We start from the raw sequence: 17481 nt of genomic DNA on the forward strand, positions 1-17481 counted from the left end.
ATGCAGGCCGATGCGCCGCGCGCCGGCGGAAACGGCGGCGAGGCCAACGCGCCGCTGCTGCGCGTGCGCGACCTGGTCAAGCATTATCCCGGCTCGTCGAGCTGGCTGGGCCGCGCGCGGCCCACGGTGCAGGCCGTCGACGGCGTGTCCTTCGACGTGGCGCGTGGGGAAACCCTGTCGCTGGTCGGCGAGTCCGGCTGCGGCAAGACCACGACCGGCAAGTCCATCCTGCGCCTGATCGAGCCGACCTCCGGTTCGGTCATGCTGGAGGGGGAAGACATCGCCCGGCTGGACCCCGCGCGCATGCGCGAGCGGCGGCGCGACATGCAGATCATTTTCCAGGATCCCTATGCATCGCTGAACCCGCGCATGACCGCCGGCGCCATCGTCGCCGAGCCCATGCGCAATTTCCGCGATGCGCGCGGCCATGGGGCGCGCGAGCGCGCGGAACGCGTGGCATGGCTGTTCTCCAAGGTGGGCCTGCGGCCCGAGGCCATGAAGAAGTTCCCGCACGAGTTCTCCGGCGGCCAGCGGCAGCGCCTGGGCATCGCGCGCGCCCTGGCCCTGCAGCCCAAGCTGATCGTGTGCGACGAACCCGTGTCGGCGCTGGACGTCTCGGTGCAGGCGCAGGTGATCAACCTGCTGATGGACTTGCAGCAGGAGTTCGGTATCGCCTATCTGTTCGTGGCGCACGACCTGGCGGTGGTGCGGCACATCAGCCATCGCGTGGCCGTCATGTATCTGGGGCAGCTGGTGGAACTGGCCGACCGCGACACGCTGTTCGCGCGGCCTCGCCATCCCTACACGGAGATCCTGTTGTCCGCGGTGCCGGTGCCCAATCCGCACGTGCGCAGCCAGCGCATGCTGCTGCGCGGGGATCCGCCCAGCCCGGCCAACCCGCCCAGCGGCTGCCGCTTCCATACGCGTTGCCCGCTGGCCCAGGATATCTGCAAGCGGGAGCGGCCGGCCCTGACGCCGCGGCCGGTGCAGGACGGCGGCCCGGGCGCGGCGCAGTGGGTGGCCTGCCATTTCCGTTGAGAGCACGGGAGACGAGGTGGACGACCCGATAGGCCAGGACCTTACCCACATCGGCGCCGCGCTGGCCGCGCAGGCGACGAGTTCAACGAAGCTCGTGGACGCCTTCCTGGCGCGCATCGCCGCGCACGACAAGCAGGGCGCACGGATCAACGCCATGATCGCGCTATGCCCCGACGTCCACGCACAGGCGCAACAGCTGGATCGCGAACGCGCCGTGGGGCTGGTGCGCGGCCCGCTGCATGGCATCCCCATCGTCGTGAAGGACAACATCGATATCGCCGGCCTGCCCACCACCGCGGGTTGCGCGGCGCTGCGCGAACATCGCCCGGCGCGGGACGCGCAAGTGGTACGGCGCCTGCGCGAGGCCGGGGCCATTGTCCTGGGCAAGACCAATATGTCGGAGTTCGCCTGCTCCAACGGCCGCTATGGCTACAGCTCGCTGGGCGGGCTGACCTTGAATCCCTATAACCGCGCGCGCAATGCGGCGGGATCGAGCAGCGGCAGCGCGGCGGCGGTGGCGGCCGGGTTCGCCGCGGCGGCGCTCGGCACCGATAGCTTCGGCTCCGTGCGCGCGCCGGCCTGCGTGACGGGCCTGGCCGGCCTGCGGCCCACGCAGGGGCTGGTGCCGATCGACGGCGTGCTGCCGCTGGCGCTGTCCTTCGATACGGTGGGCCCGATGGCGCACTGTGTGCGCGACGTGGCCTTGCTGCTGCGGACCATGGTCTGCGCGATGCCGGGCGCGGAGCGTGGCGAATACCTTGACGGCCTGCGCGTGGAGGCCCTGCACGGCGCGCGCATCGGCGTGGTCGAGGATTTTCCGGGGGACGATGAAGAAGTGCGCGCCATGATGCAGGATGCCTTGGCGCGCCTGCGCGAACGCGGCGCCACGCTGGTGCCGGTGCGGTTGCCCGCGCTATCGTCCGAGCCGATCGCCGCGCCGCATGCGGGTCAGCCGGCGCCTCCGTCTTCGCCCATCACGACGCTGCATACCAGCTTGCTGGCGCCGCTGGCCGATGCGGAGTGGCCGGGCCAGCTGGATGCCTATCTGGCCGCGGGTATCGGAGGCGGACCGCGCGACATGGCGCAACTGCTGGCGGCCGCGGCCGCCTGGTCGGCCGCATGTCCGTCGCGCGCGATCAATCCACGCACGCTGGACGGCATGCGGCGCGCGCTGGACAAGGCGCGGACGCAAACGGCTCTGGAGCGTGCGCGGGCGCAGGCCGCCTTGGCCGGCTATCGCGCCGCCGTCGTGCACGGCCTGCGGCAGGACGACCTGGCCGCGCTGGTTTTTCCGACGCTGTCCTGCCCCGCATCGCCACGCTACGACCGGCCGGATCCCGGCTACGTCGACTACCCCGTCAACCCCTATGCCGGCCTGTACGTCGCCAGCGTGGCCGGTCTGCCCGAAATCAGCGTGCCGGCCGGCATGGCGCGGGCCGGCGTGCCCATGGGCCTGTCGTTCATGGCCGCGCCGTATGACGAAGCGCGCTTGCTGGGCCTGGCGTATGCCTTCGAGCAGGCGCGCGGTCCCATCCCTTTGCCGACACTCGATTAAGCGCGGCTGGTGGGGTCAGGATCTTCTGCCCACCAACATGGAACTATTGCGCGACTTCCAAGCGCGGAGCGCGCAGCGGTGCGCTGTCCTTCAATCAGAACCCGTACAGATACGCTGGATTATCCACCAGGATCTTTCGACGGACCGCTTCATCCGGCGCCCAATGCAGCAGCATGTCCAGCATATCCGCGTTGTCGGGCGTATCCTGGCGTCCCGGGTGCGGATGGTTGCTCGCCCACAGGCAACGATCCGGATTCGCCGCCACCAGCGCGCGGGCCAGCACGCTGACGTCGTCATAGCCAGGCGGCCCGGACACCGACGTTTCATAAGGCGCGGATAACTTCACCCATACCTTGCCCGTATCCAGCAAGCCCAACAGGGCTTGGAAACCCGGATGGGATACCGGCACCGGCGTCTGGAACTTGCCGTTGTGATCGATGCTGATGTGGCAGGGCAGGTCGCGTAGCAGCGTGGCGTAGTCCGCCAGTTCGCGGCCGTCGAGTTGCAAATTGATGACCCAGCCCAGGTCGGCGAGGCGCCGGGCCATCGGGGCCAGCATGTCCCAGCGCATCAGCCCGCCGCTGTTCGGGATCATCATGAAGCGGACGCCTCGCACACCGGCCTCGTGCAGGCGCCGGAGTTCGCTCTCGGGCGTATCCACGGGCAGTGTCGCGATCATGCGGGCGGAGCCCCGCGATCTTGACAGTGCGTCCAGGGCACAGCGATTGTCGTAGCCATATCCGGTGGCCTGGACGATCAGCGCGCGCGCCAGGCCCAGCGAATCACGTAGCCGCACGTAATCGTCCCAGGACGCCTCCGGCGGCGGGAACGTGGCGGTCGATGCGAGCGGGTAGCGCGAGAGCTCGTACACGTGCATATGGCAATCGCAGGCGCCTGCCGGCGCCTTCAGACGCGGTGTCTTCATTGCGGCTTTCCTTTCCAAAAGGGTTCAGCGGCGCAGCCGTGCCAGCCGCGTGGCATGCGGCAGGTTCACGGCGTGGGGCGGCGTCTCGCCGCGCAGGATGGCGCGCACCTGGGCGACGGTATCCATGGCCTGGTGTTCCGCCGCCTGCGGCGTCAGGCCGCCGATGTGCGGCGTGGCGATGACGCGCGGGTGCGCGGCCAGCCCCAGCGAGGGCATCTGGTCCTGCGCGCGCCCCACGTCCAGGGCGCAGCCCGCGATGGTGCCGCTGTCCAGCGCATCGCGCAGCGCTTCCTCGTCCACCAGTTCGCCACGCGAGGCGTTGATGAAGACCGCCTCGCGCTTCATGCGTGCGTAGGCGTCGCGGCCCATCAGGTTTGCGGTCTCCGGCAGGGCAGGCGCCAGGCAGACCACGTAGTCGGAATCCGCCAGGAGGGCATCCCGTTCCACCTGCCGCATGCCGTCGGGCAGGGTTTGCGGTTGCGGGTCCTGCACCAGCACGCGCATCCCCAGCGCCTGGCACGCCCGCGCCAGATAGCGGCCGATATGGCCGTGGCCGATGATGCCCACCGTCGCGCCGCGCAGCTCGCGGCCCATGACGACCGGCGCCGCCTGCCCACCCCAGTAGGCCGCCGCGGCGCGGCTGATGTTGCGGCTGGCGTCGATCATCACGCCCAGTACCCATTCGGACACGGAGGCATCGAAGCCCGGCGTCGCCTGCGTGACCAGTACGCCATGGCGGCTGGCCGCGTCCACGTCGATATTGCGGATGTCGACGGCCACGCGGCAATAGGCGACCAGGTCGGGCAGGGCCTCGAACACCGCCGCCGGCGCCGCCGCCAGCCGGCTGGAGATGACGATCTGGCAGCCCTGTGCCAGGCGGATCACGTCCTGTGGCGTGGTCGGATCCGCGCCCGGGTTCAGGCGTACCTCGCCGAGTTCGCGCAACGCGTGCAAAGCGCGCTCGCCGTAGTAATTGGCCAGGGCCTGCGGGGAATGCGTCAACAGTATCGTGGTCATGCGGGGGATTTCCTTGGGGACCGCGCGCGTGGGCGCGGGGATGCGGCGAGGGCCGGCGGCGCGGCCACGGACCGGCGTTCGACCAGCCGCGGCTGGAACAGCACCTCGCGCGCCGGCAATCCGGGTTGGGCAAGGCGCTCGACGACCATGGCGACCATGGCGCGCGCCATGTCGGCGCTGGGCATTTCCACCGTGGTCAGCGGTGGATTGGCGTAGGCGGTCATCACCAGGTTGTCCATGCCGATCACCGACACGTCGCCCGGCACGGACAGCCCGGCGCCATGCAGGCCGGCCATCAGGCCCAGGGCCATCATGTCGTTGATGGCGATGATGCCGGTGGGCCGGGTTTTCATCGCCGCAATGCGGCCGGCCATGGCATAGCCTTCGTCGGCCAGGTGCGAATCGCCATAGCCGGACCCGGTCGCGCCTTCCAGCACCTGGGCGTGTGCGCCCGCGCCGGCCTGCCGCGCCGCTTCCAGAAAGCCCCGGCGCTTGAGCTCGCGGCTTACGGTCTTGACGTCCGGGGTGACCAGGGCCAGCCACTGGTGACCGTGGGCCACCAGATGTTCGACCGCCAGCCGGGACGCCAGCGTGTTGTCGGGAGAAACATGGTCGATGCGCGAATGCGCGTCGCCGTCGCCGCCGCGGTCGTAGCTGACGATCGCCAGGCCTCGCGCGATGGCGGCTTCCAGGTGACCTTCGTCGGTACGCGACGACGCCAGGATGACGCCGCGCACGCCCAGCGCGATCAGGTCGTCGAAGGTGCGCGATTCCTGCTCCTGGTCACGGTGCGTGTTGCCCAGCAACACGCGGAATCCGTGCGCGTCGCGCGCGGCCGCCTCCACATGCACCGCCAGTTCACCGAACATGGGGTTGGCCGTGGAGGGCACCAGCAGCCCGATCAGCGGCGCGTAGCCGGTCTTCAGCTGGCGCGCCGCCTGGTTGGGGCGGTAGTTCAACTCCCGGATGGCGTCCTGCACCCGCTGGAAGGTATCGCGACCGAGACGGTCCGTGCGGCCGTTCAGCACATTCGATACCGAGCTTACCGACACGCCCGCCAGCGCGGCCACATCCTGGATCGTCGTCATTCTGTTTTCTCAAGCCATGTTCATCATGCGGGGTACCCACAGGCTGATCGCGGGCACGAAAATCAGCACTATAAGCATGATCACGAGCAGGGCGAGGTATTTCACCATCGGCCGCGATACCTGCTCGACGCGCGTGCCGGTCATCGCGCAGGTGGCGAACAGGCCCAGGCCGAAGGGCGGGCTGAACAGCCCCAGGCCCATGGCGATCACCACCACGGTGCCGAAGTGCAGGGGATTCACGCCGACCTGCTGCGCGATGGGCGTGAGCAGCGGCCCAAAGATGATCAGCGCCGGGGCGCCTTCCAGGATGGCGCCGAAGACGACCATCAGCAGCGCCGACACCAGGATGAAGGCGGTGCTGCCGTAGTTGTGCGCCAAGTGCGTCATGGTGTCGGACAGGAAGCTAGGCAACTGCTGCACCGTCAGCGCGAACGCCACGCTGGACGCCGCCGCGATGATGAACAGGATGCCGCCCGCCATGGACGCCGCTCGCACGAACAGGGCCACGATGGCGCGCGGGGTCAGCTCGCGGAAGGCCAGCGCGCCGGCAAGCAGCGCATACACCACCGCGAAGGCCGAGACCTCCGTCGACGTCGCCACCCCCGAGGTCACGCCCTTGCCTATCATGCCCACCATCACCAGCGCGATGAACGCGCCGCCCAGCAGCTGCGGCCACGGCATGCGCACCGGAAAGGCGCGCATGGGGTCCACTTTCTTGCCGAACCAGATCGCCATGGCCGACAGGCCGGTGGCCAGGACCGCCGCCGGTACCAGCCCAGCCAGGAACAGCCCGCCGATCGAGATATTGGCAACGAAGCCCATGATGATCAGGTTCACGCACGGCGGAATGGTCTCGGCCATGACGGCGGAGCAGGCCAATACCGCAGCGGTCTCGTTGACGTCCTGCTCGGTGCGGCGAACCGCCGGCACCACGATGCCGCCCACGGCGGCGATATCGGCCAGCTTGGAGCCCGATACGCCGGAGAAGAAGGCCGTGGCCAGGATGGAGATCAGGTTCATCGAGCCGCGCACGCGGCCGAACATCCGCACCAGCAGTTCGATCAGGCGGGTCGACATGCCGTTGGATTCCATGATCAGGCCGGCCAGCACGAAGAAGGGGATCGCCAGCAGTACGAAGTGGTCCATGCCCGCCATGACCTGCTGCGAATAGATGATGAGCGGCAGCGTCGGTTCAGCCATGAAATACACCAGCGAAGACAGCGCCAGCACGAAGGCGATGGGCACGCCGGCGATCAGGCTGCCGAAGAAGGCCGCGGTCAGCAGCAGCCACGGCCTGATCGCCCAGGCCTCGGGCATCCAGGCATTCCAGGCCCAGACTGCCGCGCACAGCGCGACGGCCCCGGCCAGCGTGCCATAGACCGCGCGCCGCGGGCCTGACAGCGCATTGGCGATGCCCACGACCGTCATGAACAGCGCGCCGACGAATACCGGCAGCACGCTCATCCATTGCGGCGTGCCGATGGGCGTGGTCACGTTCACGGAATCGAGCAGCAGTTCCCAGGACGAAGCGCACAGCGCCGCCGAGGTGCCGGCCACCGCCCAGCCTGCCAGCTGCATGGCCGGAACGCGCCACGGCCGCGGCAGCAGGCCGCGGAAGACTTCGATGCCGACATGCTGGCGCCGTGCCAGCACGGTCGCGCCGCCCAGGAAGACCAGCGTCACCATCAGGCCGCGCGCGGCTTCCTCCGCCCAGTCCACCGGGCTGTGCAGGAAGTAGCGCAGGATCACGGACACGAAGACCACGCCCACGTCCACGGCCAGGACCAGGGCGCAGAAGTGTTCGATGACGGTGCAGATCCGTCCCAGCCAGCGCGCGGGCGCCGCCGCGCCATCCGCGGCGGCGTGCCCATGCGCCGGGCCGGCGCCTCCTGGCAGTACATGTGCGTTCATGCGGTGCTCCCAGCCGCGGGGCGGCATCGTCGGTGCTGTCGGGACGCTCAGGCGCGCGATTTATTGATGATGTCCAGCATGGGCTTGGTGACCGGGTACTGCGCGGTCACGCTGGGCCACAGCTTGTCTTCCATCGCCTGGCGCAGCCGCTGGCGTTCGCCGGGCTCCATGGGGTGGAACTTGATGCCCTGTTTTTCCAGCTCGGCCAGGGCCTGCTTGCCCTTGGTACCCGCCACCTCGCGCTGGTACAGCGACGCTTCCTGGGCCGCTTTCAGGAAGACCGGCTGCAGGTCTGCCGGCACCTTGCCCAGGCCGCGCTTGCCGATGGCGGTAATGGATGGGCTGAACAGGTGATTCGTCAGCCAGCAGTTGCTGACGACTTCGTTGAACTTGCTGGACAGAACCGTCGCGGCATCATGCTCGAAGCCGTCGACCACGCCCGTCTGCACGGCGGTGTAGAGCTCGTTGATGGGAATGGGCGTGGGAATGGCGCCCATCAGCTTGAAGGTCTCGACGAAGATGGGCGTGGGCAGGACGCGCAGCTTGACGTTTTTCAGGTCGCTGTCGTGCTCCACCACTTTCTTCGTGTAGACGCTGCGGGCATTGAAGTGGTTGCCCCAGCCGATGAAGGTGCACCCCGTGCGCGATTGCAGCAGCTTGTTGAACTGATCGCCCACACCCGCGTCCACGGACTTGTTGACATGCTCCCAGCTATCGAACACGAATCCCATGTCCAGCAGCGCCAGTTCCGGCAGGGCGGTTGCCCAGATCGAACTGCCTGTGATCATCATGTCGATGGAGCCCAGGCGCACCTGCTGAACCACGTCGGACTCCTTTCCCAGCTGTCCGTTGGGAAAGATGTCTACCCGGATACGGTCGCCGGCGGACTGCTTCAGGTCGGCGGCGAAGCGCTCGTACCAGATGTATTGGGCGGATTGCTGGTCCGCCGGCTGCGAAATCGAGCAGCGCAGGGATACCGTGGCCGGGGCCGCCATGACCCCGGGAGCGGCGATCGCGGCGGCGGCGCCGGCCGCGGTCTTCAGGAAGCCGCGACGGGATACGGCGGCGGGCAGGCGTGAAAAATCGTGCGATCTCATGCTTTTGTCTCCGGCTTATAGGTTTAGGTATAACGATTTACTAAATCGTTCTACGCATCCTAGGTGTTTTGCCGTTTCTTTACAATAGGGGCCTGCCATGGGCTTTCCAGCCCGCCACGGGCCCGCGCCAAGGGCCGCAAGAGGATCGAGCATGCCCAGTGCAAGATTCACCCTGCGACGCAACCAAATCGCCTCGGGTGTTCCTCAACCCGCTGCTCGCCCATTTCATGAAAATTCGACGTCGCCAGGGCGATACTGCGCCGCAGCAGTTTCCCCCCCTGCGATCGACATGCATATCGAATCCCGTTCCGAAGCGTTCGCTGCCCGCACGCTCCCCGCCGAAGCCTCGCGAACAGAGGAAGAGCGGGATATCCGCATTTCCTGTGTCGTTCCTTGCCTGAACGAATGCGACAACCTGCGCGTGCTGCTGCCCGCGCTGATGTCCATGCTGGGCAAGCTATGCACGGCGTGGGAGGTCATCGTGACCGACGACGGCAGCACCGACGGTACGCCGGAGCTCATGCAGAAGTGGACGGCCATCGACGGCTTTCGCTACCTGCGCCTGTCGCGCAATTTCGGCAAGGAAGCCGCGCTCAGCGCCGGCCTGGAAGCCGCCACCGGCGATGTCGTCATTTCCCTGGACGCGGACATGCAGCACCCGCCGGCGCTCATCCCGGAGATGCTGGCGCGCTGGCGCGCGGGGGCCGACATGGTCTACGCCGTGCGCGAAAACCGCGACAGCGAGTCGTGGTTCAAGCGCGCCGGCTCGCGTATGTTCTACCGCATGCTCAGCGAAGGCCGCGGTGTGGACGTTCCCCCCAATGCGGGCGATTTCCGCTTGATGGACCGCCGCGTCGTACAGGCATTGAATGCCCTGCCGGAACGCACGCGCTTCATGAAGGGCCTGTATGCCTGGGTGGGCTTCCAGGCGGAAGCCCTGCCATACACGCCGGACGAGCGCGCCTACGGCAATACGAACTACAGCAAGCGCAAGCTCTTCAAGCTGGCGTTTGCCGGGCTGACGGCCTTCACCACCTGGCCGCTGCGCATGGTCAGCATGATAGGCCTGGCTTTTGCGCTGCTGTCCTTCGCCTACGGCTGCTATCTGGTGGTGGACTTCCTGCTGTACGGCAACGCAGTGTCTGGCTGGACCACCATCGTTGCCGCCCTGATGTTTTTCGCGGGCATCAATCTGCTGTCGCTGGGTGTCGTCGGCGAATACGTCGGCCGCATTTTCGACGAAGTGAAGGGGCGGCCCCTGTATGTCGTGCGCGAACAGCGCGGCAAAGTTTTCACCGAAAAAAATAATTCCCGATAAATATGTCGCGTTTGCTTGATGCATGGATGCGCCGCCTGGAGTCGCTGTCCAGGGGTTGGCTTTTCCTGATCACCGGTGTCTGGTTGTGCTGGCTGTCGTGGCTGCGTCCCATGATGCTGCCCGACGAAGGCCGCTATGCCGGGGTCGCATGGGCCATGCTGAGCACCGGCCAGCATGGCGTGCCGATGCTCAACGGCATGCCTTTCTTCCATAAGCCGCCCCTTTACTATTGGCTGGCGTCCACCGCGTTCGATGTGTTCGGCGTGCATGCCTGGGCGGCGCGGCTGCCGTCGTGGCTGGCTGCCTGGCTGGCGACGATGGCCGTGTACGCCTTCCTGCGGCATTACCGCGGTGTCCGGACGGCAACGGTGGCCTTGCTGGTATTGGCCACCCAGCCCTTCTTCTTCGGCGCCGCGCAGTTCGCCAACCTGGACATGCTGGTGGCGGGCATGATCACGCTGACCACCGTCGCGGGCGCCAGTACGGTGCTGAACGCCATGCGCGGCAAAGACTGGCGCTGGCTGGCCGTGGCGACGGGGGTGCTGGCCGCGCTGGGCGTGCTGTCCAAAGGCCTGATCGGCGTGGTCCTGCCCGGCGGCATCCTGCTGATATGGATCGTCATGCTGCGCCAATGGCGCGGCCTGCGCGCGCTGCTGTGGCCGCCGGCCATCGTCGCTTTCCTGGTGGTCTGCCTGCCCTGGTTCTGGGTCATGCAGGAGGACTACTCGGGCTTCTTCAATTACTTCTTCGTCTACCAGCAGTTCGACCGCTTCGCCGAAACCGGCTTCAACAACCGCCAGCCGATCTGGTTCTACCTGCCGGTGCTGGCGGGCCTCATCCTGCCCTGGACTTTCTGGTTGGGGGCCGTCTTCCGCAAGACGTTCTGGATGGAACGCGAAGGCGATGCGTATGCGGTGCGCCTGCTGATGGGCATCTGGGTCGTGGTGGTGCTGGCCTTCTTCTCGCTGCCGGCCTCCAAGCTGGTGGGTTACGTGCTGCCGACGCTGGCCCCGCTGGGCGTATTGGTGGCCGAGGTCATCGTGGCGGGGCTGTCCAGGGCCGATGACGGGGAGAGCACGCGCCGAAGCTATCGTGTCTGCCTGGCGACCGCGGTCGGGCTGTGCGTGCTGATGACCGTATTCGTGGCCATCTACTCGCGGCCCAACTCCGCGCCGCTGGGCGCGGCCGCGCGCCCGCAGGCCAAGCCGGGGGACCAGATCGTCATGCTGCACGCCTACGCGTACGACCTGCCCATGGCGATGCGCAATGCGCGTCCCGCCTGGGTGGTGGATGACTGGAACAACCCGGACATCCCCCGGCGTGACAGCTGGCGCAAGGAGCTTTATGACGCCGGCCAGTTCAGCCCCGACGTCATGAAGGACGCGCTCATTTCCGTGCATGAACTGCAGGCGCGCTTGTGTGCCGCGCCCGCGGGCCAGACATTCTGGTTCTGGGGCCAGCCGGCGGAAGACCAGGATGCCTATCCCGCCCTGCGCGGCCTGGCGCCGTTCGCCGTCAGCGGCAAGCGGGCGCTGTGGCGCTTCGTGCCCGACGCGGCATTCAGGTCGCAGTACTGCGGCGGAACGCCCAAAAGCGGCTGAACAGGAAGGTCAGGACCGCGATGCCGATCAATATCAGCGCGAGCAGAACGTCGTATCGCAGCACCGTGCGGCGCAGCAGCCAGGCATACGCGGCTTCATTCACCAGGAATCCGGCGGCCGATATACAGAAGAACCGCCGCGCCGCCACATGCCAAGCACTGGCCTGGTGACGGAAAGTGAGTCGATAGTGACCGCTGAACGAAACACAGAACGCCACCAACCAGCCCACGACGTTGGCCCCCAGGGGCGGCATGCGCAGGATTTCCACGCAGGCGACGACGGTCGCCCAGTGTGTGGCGGCCGCCGCGCAGCCAACGGCGATGAACCAGCTCAATTGTCGGATCAGAACCCGCATTCCAAAACTTCCATGGCGATGACGTCAGGGGGGCCCGCGAGTACATACGCGGACATCAGGCGCATTGTCGTATGCGCGGACGATTTTGGCATGAATGCGGCAATCAACGAGGGCGTGCTTGGCCTGGCGCGGGCCCAGCGGCTCAGCGCGGTAGGTTGCATGTCGCAGGCGCCGGCCTTCCGGCGCGACGCGGCGCAGCTGCGCGACCTGGACGTGGACGCCGGACTGCATCTGAATTTCACGGAAGCGCTGGGCGAGTCCGGGCTCTACCTGCCGCTGCCGCGCCTGATCGCCTTTTCGTATGCGCGCATGCTGGACGCCGGACGCGTCAAGCGCCAGATCGAGCGCCAGCTGGATGCATTCGAAGCGGCGATGGGCCGCGCTCCGGATTTCATCGACGGGCACCAGCACGTGCACCAGCTGCCGCAGATCCGCCACGCGCTGTTCGCCGTGCTGGCGCGCCGCTACCCTGGCCAGGGGCCGTGGCTGCGCTATACCGCGCCGGGCTGCCTGGATGGCGTGCCTACGCCCCTGCGGCGCAAGGCCCGCATCATCGCCGCGTTGGGCTCGGCCGCCTTTGCCCGCGCCGCCGCGCAAGCGGGGCTGCGCACCAACCGGCGCTTCCTGGGCGTGTACGACTTCCAGGGCGGGGCGCAGGCCTACGACGATCTGCTTACCCTGTGGCTGCGCAATTCCTGTGATGGCGATCTCTTGATGTGCCATCCGGCGCTGCCCGCCGGCGGCAGGTCTGGCATGGATGCGCAGCGCGGCGCGGAATACCAGGTGCTGTCCAAGCCCGGCCTGGACGAATGGATGTCCGCCATCGGGCTGCGCATCGTGCGCTACGCCGACGCCTGATGCGCCCGGCCATGCGGTGCCGGGCTTCGTGGCGCCGCATTTCATGGCATCGTTGTCCCGGGTGGGCATGCGCCGGTACAGCGCCACGGCGCGGCGCGCGGCTAGGCGTCGATGACCTTGCGCGCGAACCCTTCCAGGTAGTCCATCAGCGCATCGGCGCCGCGCGCCGCGGCCCGCTCGTCGCCGCTGGCGATGCCTTCGGCCATGGCCATGTGGTGGCGCGCGCCTTCCTTGACGTCGCCTTCATGCTGATACGCGTACCAGAAGCGGCGGCATTGGATCAGCAGCGGCGTGATGGCCGTGACGGCCGACACGTTGCGGCAGGCGTCGTGGCAGGCGTGGTCCAGCATCTGGTCGGCGCGCATATAGTCGTCCAGGTCGCCGCCGTCGGCAGCGCGCATCATATTGGCCGCGCAATCGAGGATGCTGCTGCGCTGCGGCGGCGTGGCACGCCTGGCCGCGGACGTGGCGATCAGTTGCTCCAGCGCGCGGCGCGTCTGGATCAGGTCCAGGTGATCGGACAATTGCACATTGGAGACGCGCAGGCCGCGCCTGGGCTCCTGGGTGATCAGGCCGGCCGACACCATGCGCAGCAGGGCCTCGCGCAAGGGCGTGCGTCCCAGGCCGGTGCGGTGGACCAGTTCGGCTTCGACCACCGGGCTGCCGGGCTGCAGTTGCAAAGTGGCGATCATGCTTTCGACGGCGTCGTAGGCAACATCGGCGGCGCGGCGTTTGGTCGGGACTGCGGTCATGGTCCAGGTGGGCGTAGTCTTATCGTTATCGGACAGCGGCCGTATGGTACCCGAGCCGGACGGCCGCCGCGACGCCGGTGACGGCGCGGCGGCGGCACCCACGCCGGCCGCGTCGCGATATCAATGGCGGCCGGCGCCTGGCGGCCGGGACCGGAATTCCTCGGGCCGCTTTTCCAGCGCCGTCTTGATGATGGCCTCGACGCGCGCGCGTTCCTCTCCGGCCAGGGGCAGGCGGGGACGGCGCACGTTTTCATTGCCGACACCGGCCAGGGTCTCGGCCAGCTTGATGTTCTGCACCAGCTTGGTGGAGACGTCCAGGTGCAGCAGTGGCGTGAACCACTGATAGAGCTTGAGCGCCTGCGCCCATTCACCCGCCTTCATCAGATCGTAGAGGGCGACCGTTTCGCGCGGGAATGCGGTCACCAGGCCGGCCAGCAGCCCGTCGGCGCCCAGCGCCAGCGCTTCGAAGGATAGATCGTCGACGCCGATGAACAGCTGGTAGCGCGTGCCCAGCGCATTGCGCAGGTCGGTGATGCGACGGATATCGTCGGTGCTTTCCTTGATGGCGGCCAGCCATTCGCAGTCGGCCAGCTGTGCCATGTGTTCCGGCTTCAGGTCGACCCGGTAGGCGACCGGGTTGTTGTAGATCATGCAGGGCTTTCTGGCGGCTTCCGCGATGGTGCGCACGTTCTGCATGGCTTCGCGCGCGTCGGCCACGTAGAGTACGGATGGCATCACCATGAAGCCGTCCACGCCCTGGTCGACGGCCGCCTTGACATAGCGGAGGGCGTCGCGGGTGCTGGTTTCGGAGACATTGGCCAGGACGGGGACGCGGCCGCCGCTGACGTCCACGGCGGTCTTGGCGACCGCCAGCTTTTCTTCCATCGACAGCGTGCTGGCTTCGCCCAAGGAGCCGCAGGTCACCAGCCCGTGGACGCCGTTGTCGATCAGGAAACTGAAATGCCGCCGCATTTCCTCGTGGTCCAGCGATTCATCGTCGCGGAATTTGCTTGTGACGGCGGGAAATACTCCTTGCCAGCGCGTACGGTTCAAGTCGTTCTCCAAACGGAATGGGCGCTCGGTGCGCCTCGATGGGGCAGTCTAATGGCGCCTTAATATATTTACAAGACCGGGTCTGCCCGAGGTCGGGCCCCTGCCTCAGGCCGTGGATGCCGGGCGGCGCGGTGGATCGCGATGAGCAGATCGTCGAGCGGCACGGTCTAGCCGGGCGGGGTCTCCAGGCCTTCATGCCGCCTTGCGAGGCCACCTCTTCCGCCATGATGCGGAATGCCCCGCCGGCCTGCCGCCGGAAATCCGGCGTTACGCCGGCCTGGAAGTCCTGCGGGTGAGGGACGAGGCGATGTTCCGGCGCTGCCTGTGGTTCGACCTGATGCGCGCGCTGCTGGGCGGTGCGCAGCCTTTCCTGCAACACGCAGCCGCCCTGGTGATGCGAGATCCCTTGACCGGCGTCATTGCCAGTGAATCCTACGTGGTCTCGTCCTGGCGCTACGCCGAAATCGGCACGATCACGCATCCGGACTATCGCGGCAAGGGCTTGTCCACCGTGCTCTGCGGCCAGGCCATACGGTGGGCGGCCAGCCAGGGGCGGGTATCGATCTGGTCGTGCGACGAAGCGAATACCGCTTCCTGGCGCGTGGCGGAAAGGCTGGGAATGCGGGCCGGCACACCCTACTGCTTCTACAAGCGCTCCCTATAGCGGTTCCGCGCCGTGGGTGGACGACCCGGCGGTGCGCGCGTCCAGCGGCGGGCGCTGCGGCATGGGTGCGCCGTGGTAGGCCGCCACGGCGTCATGCACGAAGGATTCGACGGCATCGTCGTAGACGGGGCCGCTACGCACGGCGCCCGAATGCGATGCGCCGTCTATCTTCACCAGCCGCTTCAGGTTGGGCGCCACGCGTTGCGCGGCGGCGAACAACTGGTCGCTCATGGTGTGCGGCACCACCTGGTCCTCGGTGCCGTGCAGGAAGAGCACGGGCGTGGTCAGCTCGGCCAGCTTGTCCAGCGAATCGAAAGGCTGCGTGACCAGCAGGCTCGCGCCGGGCACCCAGCCCCACTTCAGCGTCTGCAGCATGGCGGCGATGCTGGTGAAACTGGATTCGACGATCAGCCCCGCGAACGCCGGCATGTCCTTGCGCGAGGCCAGGTCGATGGCGATGGCGCCGCCCAGGCTGTGGCCGTACACGAAGCGCCTGGACGGATCCGGCTGCCGCCTGGCCAGTTCGCGCAGCGCTGCGGCGGCGTCCTGGCCGGCGCTTTCCTCGGAGGGCAGCATCCGTGTGGAATCGCCGAAGCCGCGATAGTCGATGGCCAGCACCGAATAGCCCAGCCGCGTCCAGCTCGCCATGCGGAAGGCGCTGCCGTTCAGGTTCCAGCGCGCGCCGTGCAGATAAAGAACGGCCGGTGCGTGGGGGTCGGGGCTCTGCCAATACCAGGCGCGCACGTGCTGGTCCGGGGCGACGGCCAGGTCGAAGACCCGGGTGCCGGCCGGCGGTTCGCTGAACCAGCGCTGGTCGCCCTGGGCCGGCGAGAAAATGGCCTCGCGCTGCCAGGTGTCCAGGTGCGTGCAGCCCACGACGGCGGTGCCGGCCAGCAGCGCGCATGCAATGGCGCGGCGCAGGTGGATGCGGATGGGCAGGCGGGGGAACGGGACCATGGACGATAGACCGGCGGCCACGGCCGCGGTTCCCGTGCCGGCTATCGCCGGCGACCGGCGAGGGCGCCGATGGCGACGGCGAAGACGGGGAGTAGTACCGATCGACGATTCATGCTGATGTGTGCACCGGCTCTAATACGTACTTACATTTAAGCCTTCAGGCAAAGCCGTCCCCCGAAACCGAGTCATTCCCGCGTGATCACTGCTGCTGTGTCGTCCCTCCCCTCGCCCTTCTGGAGTTGTTCATGAGAATACGCACGATGCTCTTCACTGCCTTGGCGCTTGCCTCGACGGCCGCCGCCGCCGCGCCCACCCAGCACGTTCGCGTCACGCCGCTGGGCGGGATCGACGGCGAATTCTGCCCGCAGGACCGCGCCATGATTTTCGAGGACCCGAACGGCACGCGCATACTCTACGATCCCGGCCGCACCGTGGCGGGCGCCGCGGATCCTCGCCTGGGCAAGATCGACGTCATCCTGGTCAGCCACATGCATGGAGACCATGTGGGTAACGCGCACAACAAGGCGCCCAATTCGGGTAGCTGCGAGAACCCGGACGTGTCGGTTTCGGACGTACCCAACACCAACGCGGTCAACATTGCGCTCGCCAAGAAATCGAAGATCGTCACGGGCAGCGACATGCCTCCCTTCTTCGCCGCCAAGCTGAAGGCCAACGGCGGCGACCCCGCCAATTCCATCCTGGCGCGCTTTGGTGGCAGTGTGGTGGTGGGCGGCGTACGGATCGCCACGGTGACCGCGATGCACAGCAATGGACTAGACCCCGACTTCATCGGGGGAGAGCTTGGCAAGGAGATGAAGGCGGCTGGCATCTACGGCGACGTCGGCTTGGCCACCGGCTACGTGCTGCAGTTCAGCAATGGACTGGTGGCCTACTTGTCCGGCGACACAGGCGTGACCGCGGACCAGGCCTCCGCCGTGCGGGACCTGTATCACGCCCAACTGGCAGTGATGAACATGGGCGACGGATTCAGCACGGGCCCGCGCGAAGCCGCCTACGTCATCAATGACCTGGTCAAACCGGCTTCGGTCATCCCTTCGCACGCGAACGAGGTGGGCACCGTCAACGGCAAGGTCCGGCCAGGCAGCAAGACCGAGGCCTTCCTGAAGGCCGTGCACGTGCCGGCCTATGTGCCCTTGTCCGGTCGGACGATGGAGTTCGACGCGCAAGGGCACAGTGCCGCCGCGTATCAGTAGCGCGACCGCCGCATACCGCATACGCCGCCACGAAAGTCGATACGCGCTTGGCCGGACCCGGCAGCGTATGTGGGAAGG

Annotated in this window: 16 protein-coding genes; 7 read left to right on the forward strand and 9 right to left on the reverse strand. The window is 67.5% G+C overall.

From position 1 onward, the window contains the following. Entirely contained in the window at positions 1 to 1038 is a 1038-nt protein-coding gene (locus tag AKI39_RS03705) for an ABC transporter ATP-binding protein (RefSeq protein ID WP_066642104.1), read from the forward strand. Positions 1039 to 1054: 16 nt separating this feature from the next. Further along, positions 1055 to 2593, forward strand: a complete 1539-nt coding sequence (locus tag AKI39_RS03710) for an amidase (protein WP_235610744.1) — start codon at positions 1055 to 1057, stop codon at positions 2591 to 2593. Between the two features lie 94 nt (positions 2594 to 2687). Here the strand turns inward: AKI39_RS03710 and AKI39_RS03715 are convergent, their stop codons facing one another. The 5 genes from AKI39_RS03715 to AKI39_RS03735 are packed head-to-tail and all read right to left on the reverse strand — an operon-like array spanning position 2688 to position 8631. Continuing rightward, a complete protein-coding gene (locus AKI39_RS03715; RefSeq protein ID WP_066632486.1) occupies positions 2688 to 3518 on the reverse strand; it encodes an amidohydrolase family protein in 831 nt (276 codons plus the stop codon). Between the two features lie 24 nt (positions 3519 to 3542). Beyond that, positions 3543 to 4535 carry an NAD(P)-dependent oxidoreductase gene (locus AKI39_RS03720; RefSeq protein ID WP_066632488.1) on the reverse strand — a complete coding sequence of 331 codons (993 nt, stop codon included), beginning with the start codon at positions 4533 to 4535 and terminating at the stop codon, positions 3543 to 3545. Next, positions 4532 to 5623 (reverse strand): LacI family DNA-binding transcriptional regulator, encoded by a 1092-nt coding sequence (locus tag AKI39_RS03725; RefSeq protein ID WP_066632490.1) that lies wholly within the window; start codon positions 5621 to 5623, stop codon positions 4532 to 4534. The genes AKI39_RS03720 and AKI39_RS03725 overlap by 4 nt, the downstream gene beginning before the upstream one ends. A gap of 9 nt (positions 5624 to 5632) precedes the next feature. Next, positions 5633 to 7534: a TRAP transporter large permease gene (locus tag AKI39_RS03730; protein ID WP_066632491.1), complete on the reverse strand. Its 1902-nt coding sequence runs from the start codon at positions 7532 to 7534 to the stop codon at positions 5633 to 5635. A 47-nt stretch (positions 7535 to 7581) separates the two neighbouring features. Beyond that, complete coding sequence (locus tag AKI39_RS03735; protein WP_066632493.1) at positions 7582 to 8631, reverse strand: TRAP transporter substrate-binding protein; 1050 nt, start codon at positions 8629 to 8631, stop codon at positions 7582 to 7584. Positions 8632 to 8920: 289 nt separating this feature from the next. Here AKI39_RS03735 and AKI39_RS03740 point away from each other — a divergent pair, with 289 nt between their 5' ends. Both AKI39_RS03740 and AKI39_RS03745 read left to right on the forward strand, forming a co-directional pair. Further along, positions 8921 to 9949, forward strand: a complete 1029-nt coding sequence (locus AKI39_RS03740) for a glycosyltransferase family 2 protein (protein ID WP_066632495.1) — start codon at positions 8921 to 8923, stop codon at positions 9947 to 9949. A gap of 2 nt (positions 9950 to 9951) precedes the next feature. Next, a complete protein-coding gene (locus AKI39_RS03745; protein WP_066632496.1) occupies positions 9952 to 11550 on the forward strand; it encodes an ArnT family glycosyltransferase in 1599 nt (532 codons plus the stop codon). On the opposite strand, the gene AKI39_RS03750 is transcribed toward AKI39_RS03745, so the two are convergent. Beyond that, complete coding sequence (locus AKI39_RS03750) at positions 11510 to 11905, reverse strand: GtrA family protein (RefSeq protein ID WP_066632497.1); 396 nt, start codon at positions 11903 to 11905, stop codon at positions 11510 to 11512. The two genes, AKI39_RS03745 and AKI39_RS03750, sit on opposite strands and share 41 nt — an antisense overlap. A gap of 90 nt (positions 11906 to 11995) precedes the next feature. On the opposite strand from AKI39_RS03750, the gene AKI39_RS03755 reads away from it, so the two are divergent. Continuing rightward, on the forward strand, positions 11996 to 12763 hold the full coding sequence (locus AKI39_RS03755; RefSeq protein ID WP_235610745.1) for a ChbG/HpnK family deacetylase: 768 nt from the start codon (positions 11996 to 11998) through the stop codon (positions 12761 to 12763). Positions 12764 to 12864: 101 nt separating this feature from the next. Here AKI39_RS03755 and AKI39_RS03760 read toward each other — a convergent pair whose 3' ends face one another. Then, positions 12865 to 13515: a GntR family transcriptional regulator gene (locus AKI39_RS03760; protein ID WP_066632498.1), complete on the reverse strand. Its 651-nt coding sequence runs from the start codon at positions 13513 to 13515 to the stop codon at positions 12865 to 12867. Between the two features lie 120 nt (positions 13516 to 13635). After that, positions 13636 to 14568 carry a dihydrodipicolinate synthase family protein gene (locus AKI39_RS03765; protein ID WP_066632502.1) on the reverse strand — a complete coding sequence of 311 codons (933 nt, stop codon included), beginning with the start codon at positions 14566 to 14568 and terminating at the stop codon, positions 13636 to 13638. A 202-nt stretch (positions 14569 to 14770) separates the two neighbouring features. Between AKI39_RS03765 and AKI39_RS03770 the strand changes: the two genes are divergently transcribed. Further along, a complete protein-coding gene (locus tag AKI39_RS03770) occupies positions 14771 to 15232 on the forward strand; it encodes a GNAT family N-acetyltransferase (RefSeq protein ID WP_066632503.1) in 462 nt (153 codons plus the stop codon). On the opposite strand, the gene AKI39_RS03775 is transcribed toward AKI39_RS03770, so the two are convergent. Then, positions 15227 to 16189, reverse strand: coding sequence for an alpha/beta hydrolase (locus tag AKI39_RS03775; RefSeq protein WP_083228607.1), 963 nt, complete (start codon positions 16187 to 16189; stop codon positions 15227 to 15229). The genes AKI39_RS03770 and AKI39_RS03775 overlap by 6 nt on opposite strands. Before the next feature lie 245 nt (positions 16190 to 16434). Here AKI39_RS03775 and AKI39_RS03780 point away from each other — a divergent pair, with 245 nt between their 5' ends. Next, positions 16435 to 17403, forward strand: a complete 969-nt coding sequence (locus AKI39_RS03780; RefSeq protein ID WP_066632504.1) for an MBL fold metallo-hydrolase — start codon at positions 16435 to 16437, stop codon at positions 17401 to 17403. Positions 17404 to 17481 lie beyond the last annotated feature (78 nt).

The organism is Bordetella sp. H567 (assembly GCF_001704295.1).
GTDB lineage: Bacteria > Pseudomonadota > Gammaproteobacteria > Burkholderiales > Burkholderiaceae_B > Bordetella_C.